20 protein-coding genes and 1 tRNA gene are annotated in these 18,357 nt (G+C 71.1%); 5 read left to right on the forward strand and 16 right to left on the reverse strand.

Features of this window, described 5'->3' with window-relative positions; all coding sequences use genetic code 11:
* The first annotated feature begins 197 nt into the window (after positions 1–197).
* Entirely contained in the window at positions 198–455 is a 258-nt protein-coding gene (locus tag AC4BG9_RS18375) for a hypothetical protein (RefSeq protein WP_490572573.1), read from the forward strand.
* A 234-nt stretch (positions 456–689) separates the two neighbouring features.
* On the opposite strand, the gene AC4BG9_RS18380 is transcribed toward AC4BG9_RS18375, so the two are convergent.
* Positions 690–980, reverse strand: a complete 291-nt coding sequence (locus AC4BG9_RS18380) for a hypothetical protein (protein ID WP_490572574.1) — start codon at positions 978–980, stop codon at positions 690–692.
* Between the two features lie 172 nt (positions 981–1,152).
* Between AC4BG9_RS18380 and AC4BG9_RS18385 the strand changes: the two genes are divergently transcribed.
* Positions 1,153–1,368, forward strand: coding sequence for a hypothetical protein (locus AC4BG9_RS18385; protein ID WP_490572575.1), 216 nt, complete (start codon positions 1,153–1,155; stop codon positions 1,366–1,368).
* Here AC4BG9_RS18385 and AC4BG9_RS18390 read toward each other — a convergent pair.
* Positions 1,365–1,655: a hypothetical protein gene (locus tag AC4BG9_RS18390; RefSeq protein ID WP_490572576.1), complete on the reverse strand. Its 291-nt coding sequence runs from the start codon at positions 1,653–1,655 to the stop codon at positions 1,365–1,367. The two genes, AC4BG9_RS18385 and AC4BG9_RS18390, sit on opposite strands and share 4 nt — an antisense overlap.
* A gap of 164 nt (positions 1,656–1,819) precedes the next feature.
* On the opposite strand from AC4BG9_RS18390, the gene AC4BG9_RS18395 reads away from it, so the two are divergent.
* A complete protein-coding gene (locus AC4BG9_RS18395) occupies positions 1,820–3,154 on the forward strand; it encodes an alpha/beta fold hydrolase (protein ID WP_490572577.1) in 1,335 nt (444 codons plus the stop codon).
* Positions 3,155–3,762: 608 nt separating this feature from the next.
* Here AC4BG9_RS18395 and AC4BG9_RS18400 read toward each other — a convergent pair.
* Positions 3,763–4,422, reverse strand: coding sequence for a hypothetical protein (locus AC4BG9_RS18400; RefSeq protein WP_490572578.1), 660 nt, complete (start codon positions 4,420–4,422; stop codon positions 3,763–3,765).
* Between the two features lie 35 nt (positions 4,423–4,457).
* Positions 4,458–5,567, reverse strand: a complete 1,110-nt coding sequence (locus tag AC4BG9_RS18405; protein ID WP_490572579.1) for a WXG100 family type VII secretion target — start codon at positions 5,565–5,567, stop codon at positions 4,458–4,460.
* 224 nt (positions 5,568–5,791) lie between these two features.
* Between AC4BG9_RS18405 and AC4BG9_RS18410 the strand changes: the two genes are divergently transcribed.
* Complete coding sequence (locus AC4BG9_RS18410) at positions 5,792–6,262, forward strand: tyrosine-type recombinase/integrase (protein WP_490572580.1); 471 nt, start codon at positions 5,792–5,794, stop codon at positions 6,260–6,262.
* A gap of 47 nt (positions 6,263–6,309) precedes the next feature.
* On the opposite strand, the gene AC4BG9_RS18415 is transcribed toward AC4BG9_RS18410, so the two are convergent.
* Positions 6,310–6,383, reverse strand: a tRNA-Pro gene (locus AC4BG9_RS18415).
* A 239-nt stretch (positions 6,384–6,622) separates the two neighbouring features.
* On the opposite strand from AC4BG9_RS18415, the gene AC4BG9_RS18420 reads away from it, so the two are divergent.
* Positions 6,623–7,360 (forward strand): M23 family metallopeptidase, encoded by a 738-nt coding sequence (locus AC4BG9_RS18420; RefSeq protein WP_490572581.1) that lies wholly within the window; start codon positions 6,623–6,625, stop codon positions 7,358–7,360.
* A gap of 24 nt (positions 7,361–7,384) precedes the next feature.
* On the opposite strand, the gene der is transcribed toward AC4BG9_RS18420, so the two are convergent.
* The 11 genes from der to AC4BG9_RS18475 all read right to left on the reverse strand — a co-directional run bounded on the left by der (position 7,385) and on the right by AC4BG9_RS18475 (position 18,352).
* Entirely contained in the window at positions 7,385–8,734 is a 1,350-nt protein-coding gene (gene der, locus AC4BG9_RS18425) for a ribosome biogenesis GTPase Der (protein ID WP_490572582.1), read from the reverse strand.
* Entirely contained in the window at positions 8,731–9,492 is a 762-nt protein-coding gene (locus AC4BG9_RS18430) for a lysophospholipid acyltransferase family protein (RefSeq protein WP_490572583.1), read from the reverse strand. The genes der and AC4BG9_RS18430 overlap by 4 nt, the downstream gene beginning before the upstream one ends.
* A complete protein-coding gene (gene cmk, locus AC4BG9_RS18435) occupies positions 9,489–10,175 on the reverse strand; it encodes a (d)CMP kinase (RefSeq protein WP_490572584.1) in 687 nt (228 codons plus the stop codon). The genes AC4BG9_RS18430 and cmk overlap by 4 nt, the downstream gene beginning before the upstream one ends.
* Before the next feature lie 47 nt (positions 10,176–10,222).
* Positions 10,223–11,290 (reverse strand): prephenate dehydrogenase, encoded by a 1,068-nt coding sequence (locus AC4BG9_RS18440; RefSeq protein ID WP_490572585.1) that lies wholly within the window; start codon positions 11,288–11,290, stop codon positions 10,223–10,225.
* Positions 11,287–11,679 (reverse strand): chorismate mutase, encoded by a 393-nt coding sequence (gene aroH / locus AC4BG9_RS18445; protein WP_490572586.1) that lies wholly within the window; start codon positions 11,677–11,679, stop codon positions 11,287–11,289. The genes AC4BG9_RS18440 and aroH overlap by 4 nt, the downstream gene beginning before the upstream one ends.
* Before the next feature lie 65 nt (positions 11,680–11,744).
* Positions 11,745–12,533 carry a pseudouridine synthase gene (locus AC4BG9_RS18450; RefSeq protein WP_490572587.1) on the reverse strand — a complete coding sequence of 263 codons (789 nt, stop codon included), beginning with the start codon at positions 12,531–12,533 and terminating at the stop codon, positions 11,745–11,747.
* Positions 12,530–13,330, reverse strand: a complete 801-nt coding sequence (scpB, locus tag AC4BG9_RS18455; protein ID WP_490572588.1) for an SMC-Scp complex subunit ScpB — start codon at positions 13,328–13,330, stop codon at positions 12,530–12,532. The genes AC4BG9_RS18450 and scpB overlap by 4 nt, the downstream gene beginning before the upstream one ends.
* Positions 13,327–14,208, reverse strand: coding sequence for a segregation and condensation protein A (locus tag AC4BG9_RS18460; protein ID WP_490572589.1), 882 nt, complete (start codon positions 14,206–14,208; stop codon positions 13,327–13,329). The genes scpB and AC4BG9_RS18460 overlap by 4 nt, the downstream gene beginning before the upstream one ends.
* Positions 14,205–14,537, reverse strand: coding sequence for a hypothetical protein (locus tag AC4BG9_RS18465; RefSeq protein WP_490572590.1), 333 nt, complete (start codon positions 14,535–14,537; stop codon positions 14,205–14,207). The genes AC4BG9_RS18460 and AC4BG9_RS18465 overlap by 4 nt, the downstream gene beginning before the upstream one ends.
* Positions 14,522–15,421, reverse strand: coding sequence for a ParA family protein (locus AC4BG9_RS18470; protein ID WP_490572591.1), 900 nt, complete (start codon positions 15,419–15,421; stop codon positions 14,522–14,524). The genes AC4BG9_RS18465 and AC4BG9_RS18470 overlap by 16 nt, the downstream gene beginning before the upstream one ends.
* Positions 15,422–15,742: 321 nt before the next feature.
* On the reverse strand, positions 15,743–18,352 hold the full coding sequence (locus AC4BG9_RS18475; protein ID WP_490572592.1) for a DEAD/DEAH box helicase: 2,610 nt from the start codon (positions 18,350–18,352) through the stop codon (positions 15,743–15,745).
* Positions 18,353–18,357: the final 5 nt, after the last annotated feature.

Genomic DNA, 18,357 nt, shown 5'->3' on the forward strand with positions numbered 1-18,357 from the left:
TCGACAAGCCACATCCCATCCGGAGGTTCTCGTTAGTTCAGCCAGGCTCGCCGATACCAACGTCCTGGCCGGGTACAACTAGGCGCGGCGGACAAACGCACGCTCATGCCGCGAAGAGTGCGTCTTTCCGCCGCCAGTCGGACGCACGAATCCCCGATAGGCAGGCAGTTGCATCTTGCCTCTGCGATCCTTTCGATGTGCCCATCGTTGAGTTGCCCGGCGGCCAAGGATGCCTTGACCTAAAACCCACCGACGCCGGCTACGTGTCCAGCATCAGGTGTCGGAAGCCGGACGGAACCATCACGTGGGAAGCGCTTCCGCCCGAGGGCGACAACGATGCCTGGACCCACGTTTCGGTGGACGGCGTGACCGTGGCCGCCTCCTCGTGGTCGTGCTGGTTGCTGACATTTGACGCGGCGACAGGTCAGGAGATCAAGCGCATCTTCACCAACTGAGCGCCCGCTCCTGGCGCCTGAGCATCGCCTGCAGCGCTCACGTTCTGAAGAGTGCGTCATACCCCCCCCGCCTGTGGGCCACTGCTGGATCGCGGTCGATGGAACAGCGAGGGCCACGCCCTTGCCTCGCGGGTCTGCACCGCTTCGCCCCTTGGTTCGTCAATCTGCCGACCACGATGACTTCCCGCCAACACGTCGACGCCGCCGGGAGAACCCGGTCACGCGACTAGGCGTCTACCCAAACGCGCTGCGCCGACGTCCGGACCGCCCCTCGACGACCGTCTCGGCACCGATCAGGTCCCCGAACCCTGCCGCGGGGTCGATCAATCCGATCTCCCAACACCTCTTCACCACGCTGATCATGTGCTCGATCGGCCATCGCATGATCTCGGCGAGGTCCTGCACCACGGCCTCGAGCGGCTCATCTCGGTGGTCGTTCTGGCAGAGTTGAACGCGGTACATCCGCATGAATGCTGAGGTGCCCGTCGGCATCGGGGTGGTCCCATGCCAGTGCTTGCTGTTCATTGATGTCTCCTCTCTGCCCCCCCCCCGTCTGAGGGGTGCCCCCACTACTTCGGCAGTTCCGGCACGGCGACTCACTTTCGGTGCGCTGGGAGTATCGGCGGCTACCGCGCCCTTGCCTGCCTTCAGGGGGAACGAAGACATTCAGCGCCCGAGGGGCAGGAGGTGACGATTTGTGGCCCTCGGCGCACAGCACAGTTCGAAGACGACCCGCGCGGGTGCCGCGGCGGCCGCCGCCCGGGCCGGCATCACCGGGCCAAGATCGCCAACCTGCTGCGAGGTCCGGGCGGTCACCGGGCTGGACGGCCACTTCAAGGACCCGCTGATCGACCTCGCCGAGGTGCACTACTCGTTCGACGCCCCCGCGCCGCCGGACGCCGGCAAGGTCTAGCTGCGGCCGCGCCACTTCCGGACGCCGTCGCGGACCAAGGTGACCAGGGCCCAGGCGAACCAGAGGGCGACCAGCGCCGCGCCCACGCCGGCGCCGACGAGGAGCCCGACGGTGCCCGCGGCGAAGTAGCCGATGACGGCGCCCAGGACGACCGGGCCGGCGATCACCACGACCTCGAGGACGCTGTCGCGGAGGTCGCCCACCATCGAGCGTGCGTCCAAGGCCAGCTCGTGCCACAGGCCGGGCCGGTCGTCCTCGTGCGTGGGTCCGTCGTCGTGGGTGCTCACGCGGGCCAGCGTAGGCCGACCGGGCGCGGCGGGCGGCTGTGTGTCGTCCGCACATCCCCGGCAGGGCGACCAGCACCCTCGGATCGACGCCCGAGACGTCCGTTGACCCTGCTTCGCGACCACGGATAGCGTCCGGCACCCCACGCCAGGACCACGGAGCCCCCATGCTGCGACCGCTCGCCACCGCCCTTGCCACCTCCGCGCTGATGTTCGCCGGCCTGACGGCACCCACCTCGGCCACCCCCCACCCCGGTCCGTCGCCCAAGGAGGAGCGCAGACCCATCGTGTTCGTGCACGGGTCGTCGGGCTCCGGGTCGCAGTTCGAGAGCCAGGCCCAGCGGTACGCGTCGAACGGCTACCCGGTGTCGTGGATCGAGGCGCACGAGTACGACTCGACGTTCGCGACCAACTCGCTGGCCGACGTCCACGCCGCACTCGACGCCCGGATCGACGCCCTGCGCGAGCGCACCGGCGCCGAGCAGGTCGACGTCCTGGCCCACTCGTTGGGCACCTACGTGCTGCAGCGGTACCTGACCAGCTCGCCCGAGCGGGCGGCCGAGGTCGCGCACTACGTGAACCTCGACGGTGCCCCGGCAGCCGAGCCTCCCGGCGGCGTCGAGACCCTCGCCATCTGGGGGGAGAACAACGCCGCGGGGGAGATCACCGGCGCCCGCAACGTGCACCTCGACGACCAGGGCCACACCGAGACGGTCACCTCGCCCGAGTCGTTCACCGAGGCGTACACGTTCTTCACCGACAAGGCGCCGAGGACCACCGAGGTGGTCCGAGCCCACGGGCGCATCGACGTCTCCGGCCGCGCCGTGCTGTTCCCCAGCAACGTCGGCGTCGACGGCACGACCCTCGAGGTGCACCGGGTCAACGCGCACACCGGCAGGCGGATCGGGCGCCGCCCGGTCGCCACCTACCAGCTCTCCGGCGACGGGTCGTTCGGTCCTTTCAAGGCCTCCCCGACGGCGTCCTACGAGTTCGCGCTCATCTGGCCCGGCGGGCCGACCCACCACTTCTACCGCCAGCCGTTCCGGCGCTCCAACGCGCTCGTCCGGCTGCTCGCCAGCGTCCCCGGCACCGGACTGGACGCCGCCACCGAGAAGAGCGACGCCCACGTGAACCTCACCGTGAACCGCAACAAGGAGTGGTGGGGCGACCAGGGTGAGGCCGGTGACACCCTGAGCATCGGCGGGCAGAACGTGCTGACCCCCGCGGTCGCGCCCCGGAAGCGCCGGATCATCGGGATGTTCGCCTTCGACGCCGGCAGCGACAAGGTGAGCGCCACCGACGCGGTGCTGCCCGCCTTCGCCTCGCTCCCGTTCATCACGGGCACGGACGTCTATCTCCCAGTGTCCGAGCGCGGGACCGTGCGGCTGGTGGCGAAGGCCCGCGGCGAGCGCCGCCCCCAGGTGATCAACGTCCCGGCGCTCCCGTCGAGCGAGCACCGCATCAGCGTGCAGTTCGACGACTTCGTGCCGCGTCTTCGCTGACCGGGACGGCGACCGACTCACCCGCCCTGAGGAACGAGCCTGTCGGCTCCCGACCATCACAACCGAGGCGTCCGGGCAGGCGACGATCTCGGCGTAGAAGAAGTCGTGGTGCCAGACCCGCCGGGGGTGGTTCGCTGCGCTCCCAGCGTGGGCCCGCGCGCTCATCGTTGGCGGCCCGATCACCGTGTTCGTCCTGGTCGTCTCCGTCGTCTTGATCTTCGCCGACTCGTTCTACGTGGACGTGGAGGGCATGACGTGCGAAGAGCTGGCGAAGGACGCTGTGTCCCTGGCCGAGAGCGAGCAGCCCCGTGCGGCTCCTGAAAGTCCGCAGCCCCGAGGTCGTCGAGGACAACACCCGACACCGTGGAGGTACCGACCGGCGACGGAGGCCCCTGATCCTGGCCTGCTCCGGAACCGGTGTCTGGTCCTCCGGCGAAGACGGCGCCATCCGCCTGGAGTACCGCCTCGACGCTGACTCCGACGTATGGGTCTCTTACGAAGCCCAGTAGGCCTCACCGCCGGTCACCTAGCAGAGGGAACCGGTCCCGGTCCCCGCACCCTGGGAACTGTCGCCCGAGAACTCCCAGCGAGACACCGCCCCAGTTGGGTCAACGGGTCACGCAGTGCCGCCGGTAGGAGATGACGAGGTCGACCAGCTGTTGGGCCGGCACGTCGAACGCCGGGTAGGGGATCAGCAGGTCAGGTTGGGTGCCCTTGAGGTCGACGAGCACCCCGGCGGGCTTGCGGCTGATCTTCGCTCCGTGGAGGTCTTTCCACGCCACCGTGGTCTCGGTGCGGTACCCGCGGTAGGTCAGTGCGCCCGGGGAGAAGATGAGCTGCCACCGGTGGAGCCGACCGGTGACCAGCCGGAACATGTTCGGCAGAGACAAGATCGCACCGACGACGAAGATCCCGGCCAGGACGGGTGTCTCGATCATCGACCGGTCGGTGAAGAAGAACCACCCGGTGAGCAGACCAGCGGCCACGCCCGTGACCCACGCACCGGCCAACGGCCACCCGATCAACGCCGGCGAAGTGATCACCACGGTCCCCGAAGCGTCCGGTCGCAGCACCCTCGGGCGCCGAGACATCAGCAGCGCCCGGCCGAAGCCCACGGCGGTCAGGGACGCGGAGACGAACACGACGGCCCCATAAAGGCGGTCGTTGGTGTCACCGACCAACGCGATGACACCGAACATGACCGCGAGCAGCACCGGGATCGTCACCGCAAGGATCGAGTACCAGCGGGGAATGAGGTTCTCACGCACCCGGGGTCCCTCCATGCTGCGGTTGCGGGGTCGGCTCACCATACGGCGACGGCTTTGATTGCTCCGCCCCACGCACCGGAGACGGCCTTCTTCACATCGTCGGTCCGCTCCCCCGCCCAGTCCTTGATGTCGTCCCAGTTGTCGTAGATCTTTCCCACGCCCACCGACACCAAGGACCCGACCACACCACCGCCCACGACGACGACCACTGCCGGCGCCGAGATGACCCCGCCCGCTACCAGCGCAGCAACCCCAGCCCCAGTCACCACTCCAGAACCTGAGGTCAGGATCGCGCGTTTCCAGTCACCGGTCTCACGTCCCTCGGCGACCATGAGCCCAACCTCGAACCCGACACCAGCCGGCCCACCCAAGAACTTGGCGAGCTTCTCCGCGTGCCGGGCGCGACTGTAGAAGTCCTCGAGCCGCGCCTTCCCCTCGGGTGTCTTGAGCTGGTTCTGAGTCTTGCGGCTGCCCGAGTTCCGGGTCTTGCGTTTCAGCTCTGCGGCCGCAGCTTTGAAGTCCCTGGAGATCTTGTGAAACATCAGCCCGGAGTAGCTGAGCGCGGCTCCGCCGAAGAACCCGGGAAGGGCGCCTTCGATGTCTTTGAGGATCGCGTCGATGACGTCGGCCTCTTGCGCTGGTGCCACCTTGGGCGCCAGGTTCTGTGCGACCCACTCGCGGAACTGCGTCCACCTGTCGGTCGCGGCGACCGCGAGGGAGTTGTAGAGCTCGACCTGGCTGACTGCGTCCTGCTGGGCCTGCTCCTCGGGCGACCCTGGGATGAACGGGCCGTACGCGGGCGCTGCCGGCGGGAGGATGGTGGTGCCGGACACTGTCAGGCCACCAGAGGCGGCTTGGGTGCGGAGGTCCCGCATCGCGTCCTTGGTGGCACGCAGCTCGTCGGCGTACGCGTCGAGGTCTTTCGCGGCATCGAGTGTGCGTTCAACATGGGAGTCCAAGGCAGCGATGAGCTGGTTGACCAGCCCCTGGTACGCCTCCCCGGCCTCCCCTTGCCAGGCGCCGCCGGCCGATTGAGCTTGGCTGGCCAGGGACGCTGCGTCGTCCACGTTCCTGGACAGAGCACGCAGCCACGCGGCTGCGGTCTCGACCTGCCCTGGTCTGCCTTGTACGCGCGTCTCGATCATCGCTGACCTCCGGACCCTTCTCCGGGGAGCAGCCGCCCCATCCGGGTGAGGTTCTGGGAGATCTCAGACTCGGTCGCGGTCAGGTCGTCCCGGGCGTCGCGCACCTGGAGACCGAGCTGAGCCGCAGGTGTGGATCTGCGACTCGTCCATGACGTGTTCGCCCAAAGAGCGCAACAGGCTGTCGGGGGCTGCTGCACTGATCGGCGGCCTCGACGCAGCGAGAAGTGGTTCCCCCCGGGAAGGGGGCCTACCGGAAGCCCAGCCCAAAGAGCGATGCCGGCTTCCGGACCCTGGTCCTCCCCGACTTCGCCGTCTCCCTGCTCCGACGGCGCCGCGCGCAAGCCGATGGTGCCGCCGATCCGGTCTTCCCCACCCGCAACGGCACCTGGCACCAGGTCACCAACGTCGAGCGCCGCTGGCGCGACATCCGGCAGGGCACCGACCTGGAATGGGTCACCCCGCACACGTTCCGCAAGACCGTGGCCACCCTGATCGCCGAGCGGGTCGGGGCCGACACCGCGGCCCAGCAACTGGGCCACTCCTCCCCCGACATCACCCGGGAGTTCTACATCTCCAAGCCCGCGATCGCGGCCGACGTGGCCCACGTCTTGTCCGAGCTTGCCCGTGATAGCGCCGGTATGCCAGACCGGCGATCGGGGAATTTATGGGGAATAAGGCCCCCTCACCTCAAATGAGCACCGCCCCCGACACTGCGTTTCCGCAGGTCAGGGGCGGTTCTTTGTCGGGCTGACAGGATTTGAACCTGCGACCCCTTGACCCCCAGTCAAGTGCGCTACCAAGCTGCGCTACAGCCCGATGGTCTTCCGAGGAAGGCCAGAGGGAACATTACCCCAGGGAGTCCGGGGAGTCCGCATCGGGCTCGCCGGAGCCAGGCATGACCCCCTCGGGGGGTCCCCCTCGTCCTGAGGGCTCGCCCGGACCCCCCGGACGCGCGCCCGGGAATGGCCCGTCCGGGTCATCTCTGGCCGTTCCGCGGGTGGGCCCCTCCGCGCCGCCACACGATGGCTTCGTCCGACCACGACGAGGAAGCCATCATGACCGCCACTCCCCCCGAGCACGCGCCCCGCACGGGCGGCCCGTCCCATCGCGCACCCCGGCCTGGCGCCGGCGTCCGCCGCTGGGTCCTGCTGGCGGTCCTGCTGCTCGGGGGCGGAGGTCTGCTCGGCTCGCTCCTGGCCGCCCCACCGGCCCACGCGGCACACCTGGACGACAGTCCCGAGGTGAGCCGGATGGAGCGGCTGCTGGCCAAGCAGGTCGCGGCTCGCCAGCGCGCGCTGGCCCAGATCGACCGCCAGGCTGCGGCCTGGTCCCGGGTGCTGGCCGACCGGTCGGCCCAGCTCTCCGACCTCGGCTACGACGGCGATCCCGGGGAGGCCACGGCGGTGCTGCCGCTCGCCTCCTACCGGCTCTCGGCCAGCTTCGGCGCCGCCGGCGACCTGTGGGAGCACGACCACACCGGTCAGGACTTCGGCGCCTCCTCGGGCACCACCCTGCACGCCGTCGCCGACGCGGAGGTGCTGTTGGTGGGCGACGCCGGCGCCTACGGCCTGCGCACCGTCTTCGGGCTGCCCGACGGCACCCAGATCTGGTACTGCCACCAGCTCACCGCGCTGGTGGCGCCCGGTGAGACGGTGGAGATCGCCGAGACGGTCGGCCTGGTGGGCTCGACCGGCAACTCCACCGGCCCGCACCTGCACCTCGAGGTGCGTGACCCCAACGGCCTGGCGATGGACCCGATGCTCTGGCTGGCCGCCCACGGGGTCACGCCCTGAGGTGACCGGCGGCCGGCCGGCCCGTCAGCGCTTGCGCTTCTCCCGCGGCCGCTGCTGGAGCACGATCGGGGTCCCCACGAAGCCGAACTCCTCGCGCAGGCGTCGCTCGATGAAGCGCTCGTAGGAGGCGTCCAGCTTGCCGCTGGTGAAGAGCACGAACGTCGGCGGCGCGGTGCCGGCCTGGGTCCCGAAGAGGATCTTCGGCTGCTTGCCGCTGCGCACCGGGTGCGGCTGCTCGGCCACCAGCCGCCCGAGAAACGTGTTGAGCGCCCCGGTGCCGATCCGCGTCTCCCAGCCCTCGAGGGCCTTGTCCAACGCCGGCACGAGGCGGTCCACGTGCCAGCCGGTGCGTGCGGTGATGTTGATCCGCGGCGCCCAGCGCACCTGCACCAGGTCGCGCTCGATCTCGCGCTCCAGGTAGTAGCGACGCTCCTCGTCGACCAGGTCCCACTTGTTGAACGCGATGACCAGCGCCCGGCCGGCCTCGCGGATCGTCTGGATGATCCGCATGTCCTGCTCGGAGATCGACTGGCCGCCGTCGACGACCAGCACGGCCACCTCGGCCCGGTCGATCGCGTTGGTGGTGCGCAGCGAGGCGTAGTACTCGTGGCCCGAGGCGGTCTTGACCCGCTTGCGGATGCCCGCGGTGTCGATGAACCGCCAGGTGCGGCCACCCAGCTCGATCAGCTCGTCGACCGGGTCGACGGTGGTGCCGGCGACGTTGTCGACGACCACCCGCTCCTCCCCCGCCAGCCGGTTGAGCAGGCTGGACTTTCCGACGTTCGGCCGCCCCACGATCGCGATGCGGCGCGGACCGCCGACCTCGTCGAACCGCTCCGGCGGCGTCTCCGGCAGGGCAGCGAGGACGGCGTCGAGCATGTCGCCGCTGCCGCGGCCGTGCAGCGCCGAGACGGGGTAGGGCTCGCCCAGGCCGAGGTTCCACAGGCCGTACGCCTCGGTCTCGGCGCGCTGGTCGTCGACCTTGTTGGCGGCCAGAACCACGGGCTTGCCCGACTTGCGCAGCACCTTCACGACCGCCTCGTCGGCGTCGGTGATCCCCACGTTGGCGTCGACGACGAAGAGCACGGCGTCGGCCAGCTGGACCGCCACCTCCGCCTGCCCGGCGATCTGCTCGGCCAGGCCCCGGGCGTCGGGGTCCCAGCCGCCGGTGTCGACGACCGTGAAGGCACGGCCGTTCCAGTTGGCGTCGTAGGAGACCCGGTCCCGGGTGACGCCCGGGCGGTCCTCGACGACGGCCTCACGGCGGCCGATGATCCGGTTGACGAGGGTCGACTTCCCGACGTTCGGCCGGCCGACCACCGCCAGGATCGGCACGGGGCCCAGGGACGTGGAGGTCTCGAGCGGCTCGGTCATGGTGTTCCTCTGTTCACGAACCCGGTGTCCGGGTCCTTCTCGGTCTGCCCGGCCGGGAGAGGTCCCGGCAGGTCTCGCCCGGTCAGGGCGCAGGCGCGGTCCAGCTCTCCGCGCATGTGCTGGAGGAGCAACGCCGAGGCCTGCAGCACTTGTTCCCGGCGTCGTGGCCACGGGGACCGCTGCACCGTCCAGGGCTCCCCCAGCACGAAGTCGATCCTCGACCCGCGCGCCGGAACGGAGCTCGAGGCCCCACCGTGCGGACGGGTCCCGAAGAAGCTCACCGGCACCACGGGCGCTCCGGTGACCAGGGCCAGGTACGCCGCCCCGTGGTGGAACCGGGACAGGTCGCCGGCGCCCCGGGTGCCCTCGGGGAAGACACCCACCACGCCGCCGTCGCGCAGCACCCGCAGGCACTGGCGCACCGCACCGGGGTCGGGGCGGAAGCGGTCCAAGGGGATCTGGCCGGAGCGGCGCAGGAAGCCGCCGAGCGGACCGGCGAACATCTCGGCCTTCGTCAGGGCGTGCACCGGGCGCGGGGCCAGGATCGCCAGCAGCGGGCCGTCCAGGACGCCGATGTGGTTGGCCGCCACGATCACTGGACCGGTCCGCGGCAGGTGCGACTCGCCGCGCACGTGCACGTCGTACCAGGACGAGACCAGCCTCCGGGCAGGCGGGCGGCAGCGCACCAGCATCCGCGTCGGCGGGTGCCGCTCGCTGCTGCGCGGCAGCTCGGCCAGGGTCGACTGGGCTGCGGTCATGGGCGCGCCTCCACCGCCCGCGCGAGCTCCACGACCTGGGCGACGACCTCCTCGAGGGAGTAGCCGGTGGTGTCCAGCTGGACGGCCCCGTCCGCCTGGACCAGGGGCGCAGTCTTGCGGGTGGAGTCGATGGCGTCGCGGGCGAGCAGCGAGGCCTCGGTCCGGGCCACGTCGGAGCCGCCCTCCTCCAGGGCGCGCCGGGCAGCCCGCGCCGCCGGGTCGGCGGTGAGGAAGATCTTGACGTCCGCGTCGGGCGCCACCACGGAGCCGATGTCGCGGCCCTCCACCACGATCCCGCCCTCACCGATCACCTCGCGCTGGAGCCGGAGCAGCCGGGCCCGCACCTCGGGCACCGCGCTGACGGGGCTGACCGCCGCGTTGACCTCCTCGGCGCGGATGGCCTGCGAGACGTCGGTCCCGTCGACGGTGATGGTGGGCTGCTCGGGGTCGGTGCCGGACACGATCCGGGGCTCGTCGGCCCGGGCGGCGACGAGCGCGGCGTCGTGCACGTCGACCCCGGCACGGAGCATCCACCAGGTGACCGCCCGGAACATCGCTCCCGTGTCCAGGTAGCGCAGCCCGAGCTCGCGGGCGACCCCGCGCGAGGTGCTCGACTTGCCGGAGCCGGAGGGTCCGTCGATCGCGATGACGGGACCGGACGGACGGGGCTGCGACGTGCTCACCGCGGGGATTCTCCTAGTCGACAGGGGCGGAACCATGCCCGCGCAGCCTACCGGTGAGTGACCCAGCCCCGAGATTCCAGAGACGCCCGCAAGTGGGTCTCGTGCTGCTCCCGCACCACGAGCTCGACGAGTCCCACCGGCCGTCCGGGGTCGTGGTCGATCCGCACGTCCTCGATGTTGACGTCGATCGCGCCCGCGTCGGCGAAGAGGCGGGCGAGCTCGCCCGGGGTGTCAGGCACGGCGACGAAGACCGAGGCGACGGGCAGCGTCGGACCGCCGTGCTTGCCCGGGATGGCGCGCGTCCCCTCCACCCCGTGGGTCAGCAGCTCGCGCAGCACCTCCCGCTCGCCGTCCCTGACGGCGTCCAGCAGGACGTCGAGCTGGTCGCGCACCTCGCTGAGCACCTCGTGCACCGCCTCGGAGTTGGCGGCCACGATCTGCTCCCACAGCCGGGGGTCGCTGGCCGCGATCCTGGTGACGTCCCTCACGCCCTGCCCGGACAGCGACAGGTCGCGGCCCGGCGCCTCACGCAGGCGCCCGGCCACCAGGACGGCGGCCAGGTGGGGCAGGTGCGAGGTGCGGGCCACCGCCCGGTCGTGCTCCTCGGGCCCGAGCTCGACCACCACCGCCCCGCACACCACGGCTAGGTCGCGGACCAGCTCGCGCGCCTCGGGGGCGCTCGAGTCGTGCCCCACCAGCGCCCAGGGGCGGCCGTCGAAGAGGGAGGAGGAGGCGGCGAGCGGCCCGGAGCGCTCGCTCCCGGCCATCGGATGGCTGCCGACGTAGCGCGAGGCCGTCTGCGCGTCGACCCGCTCGAGCACCTCGACCAGGGGACGGGACTTGATGCTGCCCACGTCGGTGACCACTGCGTCCGAGTCCTGCAGGGCCGTCACGATCGACTCGCCGAGCAGGTCGGGCGGCACCGCCACCACCACCAGCTGAGGCCGGTCCTCGGGCCGCCTGGGACGCCCCGCCCCCAGACCGCTGGCCGTGCGCAGGTTCTCGCCGGAGACGTCGCTGAGGAGCACCTCGAGACCGGCGTCGCGGCAGGCGAGGGCGATCGAGGTCCCGACCAGGCCGGCACCCACGACCTCGACCGGCCCGGTGAGCCTCACGAGTGCTCGCCGCCCGGGACCTCGCGGACCCGGGCCAGGTCACGACGGAGGGCAGCCGCGCCGTGGAGGTAGATGTGGGTGACCTCCGCGCGCGGCAGGTCGGTCTCCACGTGCGCCATCATCCGCACCACTCGGGGCATCGAGCGGGCGATCTCGAGCTCGCGGGCACACATCAGGGGGACGTCTGAGAACCCCAGCTGACGGGCGGCATAGGCGGGGAACTCCGCGACCAGGTCGCTGGTCGCGGTGAAGATGACGGAGATGAAGTCGTCCACGCTCAGCCCGTTGGCCGACATCAGCTCCTCGACCATCTCTGCCACCCGCTCGAGCATGTGCTCGCGGCTGTCCTCGTCCAGCTGGGTGGCTCCGCGTACGGCGCGCACGCTCACGACTCTCTCCTGACCGACTGCTCGTCTAGCTCGACCGACGGCCTCAGCCTAGTTCGGTGCGGTCCTCAGAGCTCCACGCGGTCCAGCAGAGCGCCCAGCTCGTCGCGGGAGAGGTCCCGCAGCGCCCCCACCGGCAGGCGTCCGAGCTCGACCGGCCCGAACCTGGTCCGCGTCAGCCGGCGCACCGGGTGCCCGACCTCCGCCAGCAGGCGGCGCACGATGCGGTTGCGCCCCTCGTGGATCACCAGCTCGACGATGGTGCGCCCCTGGGCGCCTCCTCGTCCGGTCTCCACCACCTTGACCCGGGAGACCTGGACCGGCCCGTCCTCGAGCTCCACGCCTTCGCGCAGGCGGCGCAGGGTGGCGGGGTAGACCTCCCCCTCCACCTCCGCGACGTAGGTCTTCTCCACCTCGAAGGAGGGGTGGGCCATCCGGTGGGCGAAGTCGCCGTCGTTGGTCAGCAGCAGCAGGCCCGAGGTGTCGGTGTCGAGCCGGCCGACGTGGAAGAGCCGCTCGGGCCGGTCGGCGACGACGTCGGCGAGGCAGCGACGTCCCTCGGGGTCCGACATCGTCGAGACCACTCCCCTGGGCTTGTTGAGCACCAGGTAGACGTGCGCCGACTGCGGCGGCAGCCGCTTGCCGTCGACCCGGATCACCGCGGTCCGCGGGTCCACCTTGGTGCCGAGCCGGGTGACGACCTCGCCGTCGACCTCCACGTGCCCTTCGAGCATCAGCTCCTCGCACTTGCGCCGCGAGGCCACCCCGGACTGGGCCAGCAGCTTCTGCAGGCGCACCAGCCCGTCCTCGTCGGGCCACCCGCCGGGCGGCTGCTGGGCGTCGTTCTCCTCGTTCATGCGATCTCCGTCCCGCCGTCGGGCTCGGTGCCGGCCCCGCTGTGGGGCGAGTGGTGCGGATGCCCGGTCGTCTGTTCGGCCGGCTGGTCTACGGGCTGGTCGGCGGACGTGGCTGCCGCTGGGCCCGAGACGCTCCCGCCCACGGCGGCGAGCTCCTCGTCCAGGTCGTCCATGTCCGGCAGGTACGGCGCCAGCTCCGGCAGGTCGTCGAGGCTGGTCACCCCGATCCGCTCGAGGAAGTAGCTCGTGGTCCGGTAGAGGTGGGCCCCGGTCGTCTCGTCCTGACCGGCTTCCTCCACCAGGCCGCGGGAGAGCAGGGTGCGCATCACGCCGTCGACGTTGACCCCCCGGATCGCCGAGACCCGGGCGCGGGAGACGGGCTGCTTGTAGGCCACCACCGCCAGGGTCTCCAGGGCGGCCTGGGTGAGCCGGGCCTGCTGCCCCTCGAGCACGAAGCCCTCGACGACGAAGGCGTACTCCTCACGCGTGTAGTAGCGCCAGCCGCCGGCGACGTTCCTCAGCTCGAAGCCGCGGCCCTGCGCGGTGTACTCCTCTGCCAGGGCGTGCAGCGCGGTCTCGACCTCCTCCACCGGGTGCCCCACCGTGGAGGCGAGGGTGACCGGGTCCAGGGGCTGGTCGGCCACCATCAGGATCGCCTCCAGCGCCGGCCGCAGCGCGACCAGGGCGATCGCCAGCGTCTCGGGCTCCTGCCCCTCGGGCGCCTGGCTCTCGGACGCCTGGCTCTCGGACGCCGGCGTCCCCGGCTCCTGCGACTCCGTGCCGGTCTGCTCGCTCATCGCTCCCCTTCTGGTGTCTGAGTCTCGGTGCCGGCCTCGGCCTGGGCCGGTTCCTCGGGCGGCGCCCCGTCGAACTCGTCCACGACGGCGACCTCGCCCTCCTCGCTCCCGGTCCACCTGACGGTGAGCTCCCCGAGCGGGCTGACCTGGTCGAAGGCGACCGCGCCCTCGCGGAACAGCTCGAGCAGCGAGAGGAACCGTGCGACGGTGGTCAGGGTGTCCGGGGAGTCGCGGCACAACGACCTGAAGGTCATCGTCCCCTGCCGCCTGAGCCGGTCGACGACCAGGTGCGCCTGCTCGCGCACGCTCACCCGCGCCGCGTGGATGTGCTGGAGCGAGACCTCCGGCACCGGCTTGGGCTCCAGCGCCTTGGCGGCGAGCGCGGCGAACCTGTCCAGGCCGATGCCGATCAGCACCTCCGGCAGCAGGGTGGCGAAGCGCTCCTCCAGGCCGACGGCGCGCGGGTGGCGCAGCCCCTCCTGGGCCAGCCTGCCCTCGAGCACCCCGGCGACCTGCTTGAAGGCGCGGTACTGCATCAGCCGGGCGAAGAGGAGGTCCCGGGCCTCCAGCAGGGCCAGGTCCTCGTCCTCCACGTCGCCCTGCGGCAGCAGCCGCGCGGCCTTGAGGTCCAGCAGCGTGGAGGCGACCAGCAGGAACGAGGTGGTCTGCTCCAGGTCCCAGATCGGGCCGCCGGCCTTGACGTGCGCGATGAACTCGTCGGTCACCCGGGAGAGGGAGACCTCGGTGACGTCCATCTTGTGCTTGGAGATGAGCGAGAGCAGCAGGTCGAAGGGACCCTCGAAGTTGTCCAGCCGGACCGCGAACGCCGGTGCCTCCTGGCCGGGCTCGGTGATCGCGGCCGAGGACGGAGTCGTCACTGCTCGGACAACCTCCGGACCAGGGCACTCTCGTCACCGTGGGCCTCGAGGTCGGCGAGGACCAGGGCAACCGCCTCCCGCACGATCCGGCCCCGATCCACGGCCATGCCGTGGTTGCGGCGCAGGCTCAGCCGCGCGTGCTCGAGCTCGAGGAGCTCGTCGGAGGTGACGTAGACCGTCATCTTCTCGTCGTGCCGGACCCGGCCGCTGGGCCGCCGGGCGGGCGCACGCCGGGCGTCGGGGACGGCGTGCGCGGCCGGCTCCTCCGGACGCTCCGAGGTGGGGCGGAAGAGGTCGTCGGCAGCCGGCAGGCTCACCCGTCGAGCCACCTGGCCAGCACCTCCTTGGCGAGCGTGCGGTAGGCCTCGGCACCGGTCGAGCTCGAGGCGTAGGTGGTGATCGGCTCCCCCGCGACGGTGGAGTCGGAGAACTTCACAGTCCGCCGGATCACGGTGTGGAAGACCTTGTCGCCCCAGGCCTGGACCAGCCGGTCCATCACCTCGCGGCTGTGCAGGGTGCGCCCGTCGAACATGGTGCCCAGCACGCCGTCGATCTCGAGCTTGGGGTTGAGCCGCTCGCGGACCTTGTCGATGGTCGTCTTGAGCAGCGCCACACCGCGCAGGGCGAAGTACTCGCACTCCAGAGGCACGATCACGCCGTCGGAGGCGGTGAGCGCGTTGACGGTCAGCAGGCCCAGCGAGGGCTGGCAGTCGATCAGGATGACGTCGTACTGCTTCAGCGCCGGCGCCAGCACCCGCTGCAGGGTCTGCTCCCGGGCCACCTCGTTGACGAGCTGGACCTCGGCGGCCGACAGGTCGATGTTGGAGGGCAGCAGGTCCATCCCCGGGACACCGGAGGGCACCACCACCTCGTCGAGCGTCACGTCCGGCTGCATCAGCAGGTTGTAGACGGTCAGGTCCATCTCGTGGGGGTTGAGACCGAGACCGACCGACAGCGACCCCTGGGGGTCGAAGTCCACCAGCAGCACCCTGCGCCCGAACTCGGCCAGGGAGGCTCCCAGGTTGATCGTGGTGGTGGTCTTGCCCACCCCGCCCTTCTGGTTGCACATCGAGATCACCCGCGGCGCGCTGCCCTGGGCGACCGGCTGGGGCTCGGGGAACGTCGGAAGGGGTCGTCCGGTCGGGCCGATGACCTGCTCGGAAGGCGCCGGGGTGGGCACTTCCATGGTGGGGAACGGGATCGGTTCGCTCACAGAGGTCTCGTCTCCGGGGGAGGTGGTGGGCTCGGGTCGAAGAACGACCCTGGGGGGCATCGGGGAGGGGGTGGTGCCGGACGTGCCGTGACCGGGCATGTCTCGATTCATCTGACGCTCCCGCTCGGTTTGTCGACTCGCCGACATCTTGATGCTTCGCGCGACTCTAGGCCCCGCGGTTCCCGCGTCACAAGGCGACTCCCCAACTCCCCACCGCGGTGCCGGAATCTGTGCACAGGGGCACGGTCACGTGCACAGGACCGCGCGGGCTGTGCAGAAACCTGTGCAGAAGCAGCGAGCGGTGATGCCGCGTGACGAACCTCATCCGTCGAGGCGTCGCATGGCGGCGGTCTGCAGCACCGGCTCGCCGAGCTCGTCGGTCGCATCGCAGTCCAGCACGGCCTCCAGGACCCAGTCGCGGTGACCCTCGGGGTCCGCGATCGTCTGGACGACACGGCGGATCCTGGCCGTCTCGCCCTCGCGGGCGCCGACCGGCTCACCGGTCTCCTCCGCGCCGATCGCGAGGTAGGACGGACCACGCGCCTCGGCGTCCGTGCCGACGGTGTCGTGCTCGTCGTAGTAGGCCTCCAGGGCCTCGTCCCAGGCCGACCGGGTCATCACCACCTCGCGCGGCGGGTCCGTGCGGTCGGCGGCCTGACGCTCGCTGCGCACCAGCGCGTCCAGGTCGTCGCGGGCGACTCCCTGGACCTTGGCGAACATGGCGTTGCGCACCATCACCCGCAGAGCCCGGTCCTGCTTGGACAGCGGGCGGGGGTTGTGCGGCGGCTCGTGGTGCGAGACCTCCGTCGGCACGTGGGCCGGGTCGGCGAGCGCCTCCCACTCGTCGAGCAGGGAGGAGTCGGTCTGCCGCACGGTCTCCCCCAGCCACTCGGTGAGGTCCTCGAGCTCGGGGGTGCGGTGCGCGTCGGGCACCGTCTGCCGCAGCGCCCGGTAGGCGTCGGTGAGGTAGCGCAGCACCAGCCCCTCCGACCTGGCCAGCTGGTAGCGGGAGACGAAGTCGGTGAAGCCCATGCCCTGCTCGTACATGTCGCGCAGCACCGACTTGGGGCTCAGCCCGTCCTCGGGGAGCCACGGGTGGCTCTGCCGGTAGAGCTCGTAGGTGACCTCCAACAGCTCGGCGAGCGGCTGCGGCCAGGTGATCTGCTCCAGCCGCTCCATGCGCTCGTCGTACTCGAGGCCGTCGGCCTTCATCTCCGCGATCGCCTCGCCTCGGGCGACGTGCTGCTGGGCCATCAGCACCTGTCGCGGCGCCTCCAGGACCGCCTCGACCACGGAGACCACGTCGAGGGTGTAGGACGGCGCCTCCGGGTCGAGCACGTCGAAGGCCGCCAGGGCGAAGTGCGAGAGCGGCTGGTTGAGGGCGAAGTCGACGGGCAGGTCGACGGTCAGCACGTAGCGGCGCCCGTGCTCGTCCGGGTCGTCGAGCCGGGTCAGCACGCCGGTGCGCAGCAGGCTCCTGGCCAGCCGCAGCGCGCGACGGGCCAGCCGCAGCTGGCTGCGCCTGTCCTCGTGGTTGTCCTCGACGAGGCGGCGCATCACCGTGAAGGCGTCCTCCTCTCGCGCGACCACGTTGAGGAGCATCGCGTTGTCCACCTTCATCCGCGAGACCAACGGCTCCGGCTTGGAGGCGACCAGCTTCTCGAAGGTCTGCTCGGTCCAGACCACCGAGCCCTCCGGGGGTTTGCGCAGCTGGGCCTTGCTCTTCCGCTTGGCCTGCTTCTCCGCGCTCATCGCGGCGTTCTTGGCCTCGGCCTTGGCCTTGGCGCGCTCGTTCTCGATGACGTGCTCGGGCGCCTGGACCACCACGTAGCCCTGGGTGTCGAACCCGGCGCGCCCGGCCCGGCCGGCGATCTGGAGGAACTCGCGGCTGCGCAGGATCCGTTGCCGCCGACCGTCGAACTTGGCCAGCCCGGTGAAGAGCACGGTGCGGATCGGCACGTTGATGCCGACCCCCAGGGTGTCGGTGCCGCAGATCACCCGGAGCAGCCCGGCCTGGGCGAGCTGCTCGACGAGCCGGCGGTACTTCGGCAGCATCCCGGCGTGGTGCACCCCGATCCCCTGCCGGAGCAGCTGGGAGAGCGTCTTGCCGAAGCCGGCGCTGAACCGGAACGGGGCGAGGCGCTCGCGCAGCTCCTCGGCGCGGTCGGTGCGGCCGAGCTGCTTGAGCACGACCGTGGCGTGCTCGACCGCGGCCGCCTGGGTGAAGTGGACGACGTAGACGGGCGCCTGGTGGGTGGCGACGAGCTCCTGCAGGGTCTCGTCGAGCGGGGTGAGCGACCAGGTGAAGTCCAGCGGGACCGGGCGCTGCGCGTCGTCGACGACCACCGTCTCCCGGCCGTTGCGACGGGTGAGGTCCTCGGCGATGGTGGTCATGTCGCCCAGGGTGGCCGACATCAGCAGGAACTGGGCCTGCGGCAGCTCCAGCAGCGGCACCTGCCAGGCCCAGCCACGCTCGTGGTCGCCGTAGTAGTGGAACTCGTCCATCACCACCAGGCCGACGTCGGCCCGCGAGCCCTCGCGCAGCGCGATGTTGGCCAGCACCTCGGCGGTGCAGCAGATGACCGGGGCGTCGGCGTTGACGGCCGCGTCACCGGTGAGCATCCCCACGTTCTCGGCGCCGAGCACGTCGCAGAGCGCGAAGAACTTCTCGCTGACCAACGCCTTGATCGGGGCGGTGTAGAAGGAGACCCGGTCCTCGGAGAGCGCGGCGACGTGGGCGGCGAGGGCGACCAGCGACTTCCCCGACCCGGTGGGGGTCGCCAGCACCACGTTGCTGCCGGCGAGGAGCTCCATCACCGCCTCGTCCTGGTGGGGGTAGAGGGCGGTGCCCTGCCGCTCCGCCCACCCGGTGAAGGCGTCGTAGAGGGCGTCCGCGCCTTCGGCGCGCTCCCACCAGGCCTGGCCGCTCATCGCGC

It is taken from the genome of Nocardioides sp. Z40_12 (assembly GCF_058215795.1).

What these genes read in the sequence shown, in the direction of transcription:
- AC4BG9_RS18380 (WP_490572574.1), bottom strand. Translation starts at nt 980, where the DNA reads ATGAACAGCAAGCACTGGCATGGGACCACCCCGATGCCGACGGGCACC.
- AC4BG9_RS18475 (WP_490572592.1), bottom strand. Translation starts at nt 18,352, where the DNA reads ATGAGCGGCCAGGCCTGGTGGGAGCGCGCCGAAGGCGCGGACGCCCTC.
- AC4BG9_RS18395 (WP_490572577.1), top strand. Translation starts at nt 1,820, where the DNA reads ATGCTGCGACCGCTCGCCACCGCCCTTGCCACCTCCGCGCTGATGTTC.
- AC4BG9_RS18420 (WP_490572581.1), top strand. Translation starts at nt 6,623, where the DNA reads ATGACCGCCACTCCCCCCGAGCACGCGCCCCGCACGGGCGGCCCGTCC.
- AC4BG9_RS18405 (WP_490572579.1), bottom strand. Translation starts at nt 5,567, where the DNA reads ATGATCGAGACGCGCGTACAAGGCAGACCAGGGCAGGTCGAGACCGCA.
- AC4BG9_RS18430 (WP_490572583.1), bottom strand. Translation starts at nt 9,492, where the DNA reads ATGACCGCAGCCCAGTCGACCCTGGCCGAGCTGCCGCGCAGCAGCGAG.
- scpB (WP_490572588.1), bottom strand. Translation starts at nt 13,330, where the DNA reads ATGAGCGAGCAGACCGGCACGGAGTCGCAGGAGCCGGGGACGCCGGCG.
- der (WP_490572582.1), bottom strand. Translation starts at nt 8,734, where the DNA reads ATGACCGAGCCGCTCGAGACCTCCACGTCCCTGGGCCCCGTGCCGATC.
- AC4BG9_RS18450 (WP_490572587.1), bottom strand. Translation starts at nt 12,533, where the DNA reads ATGAACGAGGAGAACGACGCCCAGCAGCCGCCCGGCGGGTGGCCCGAC.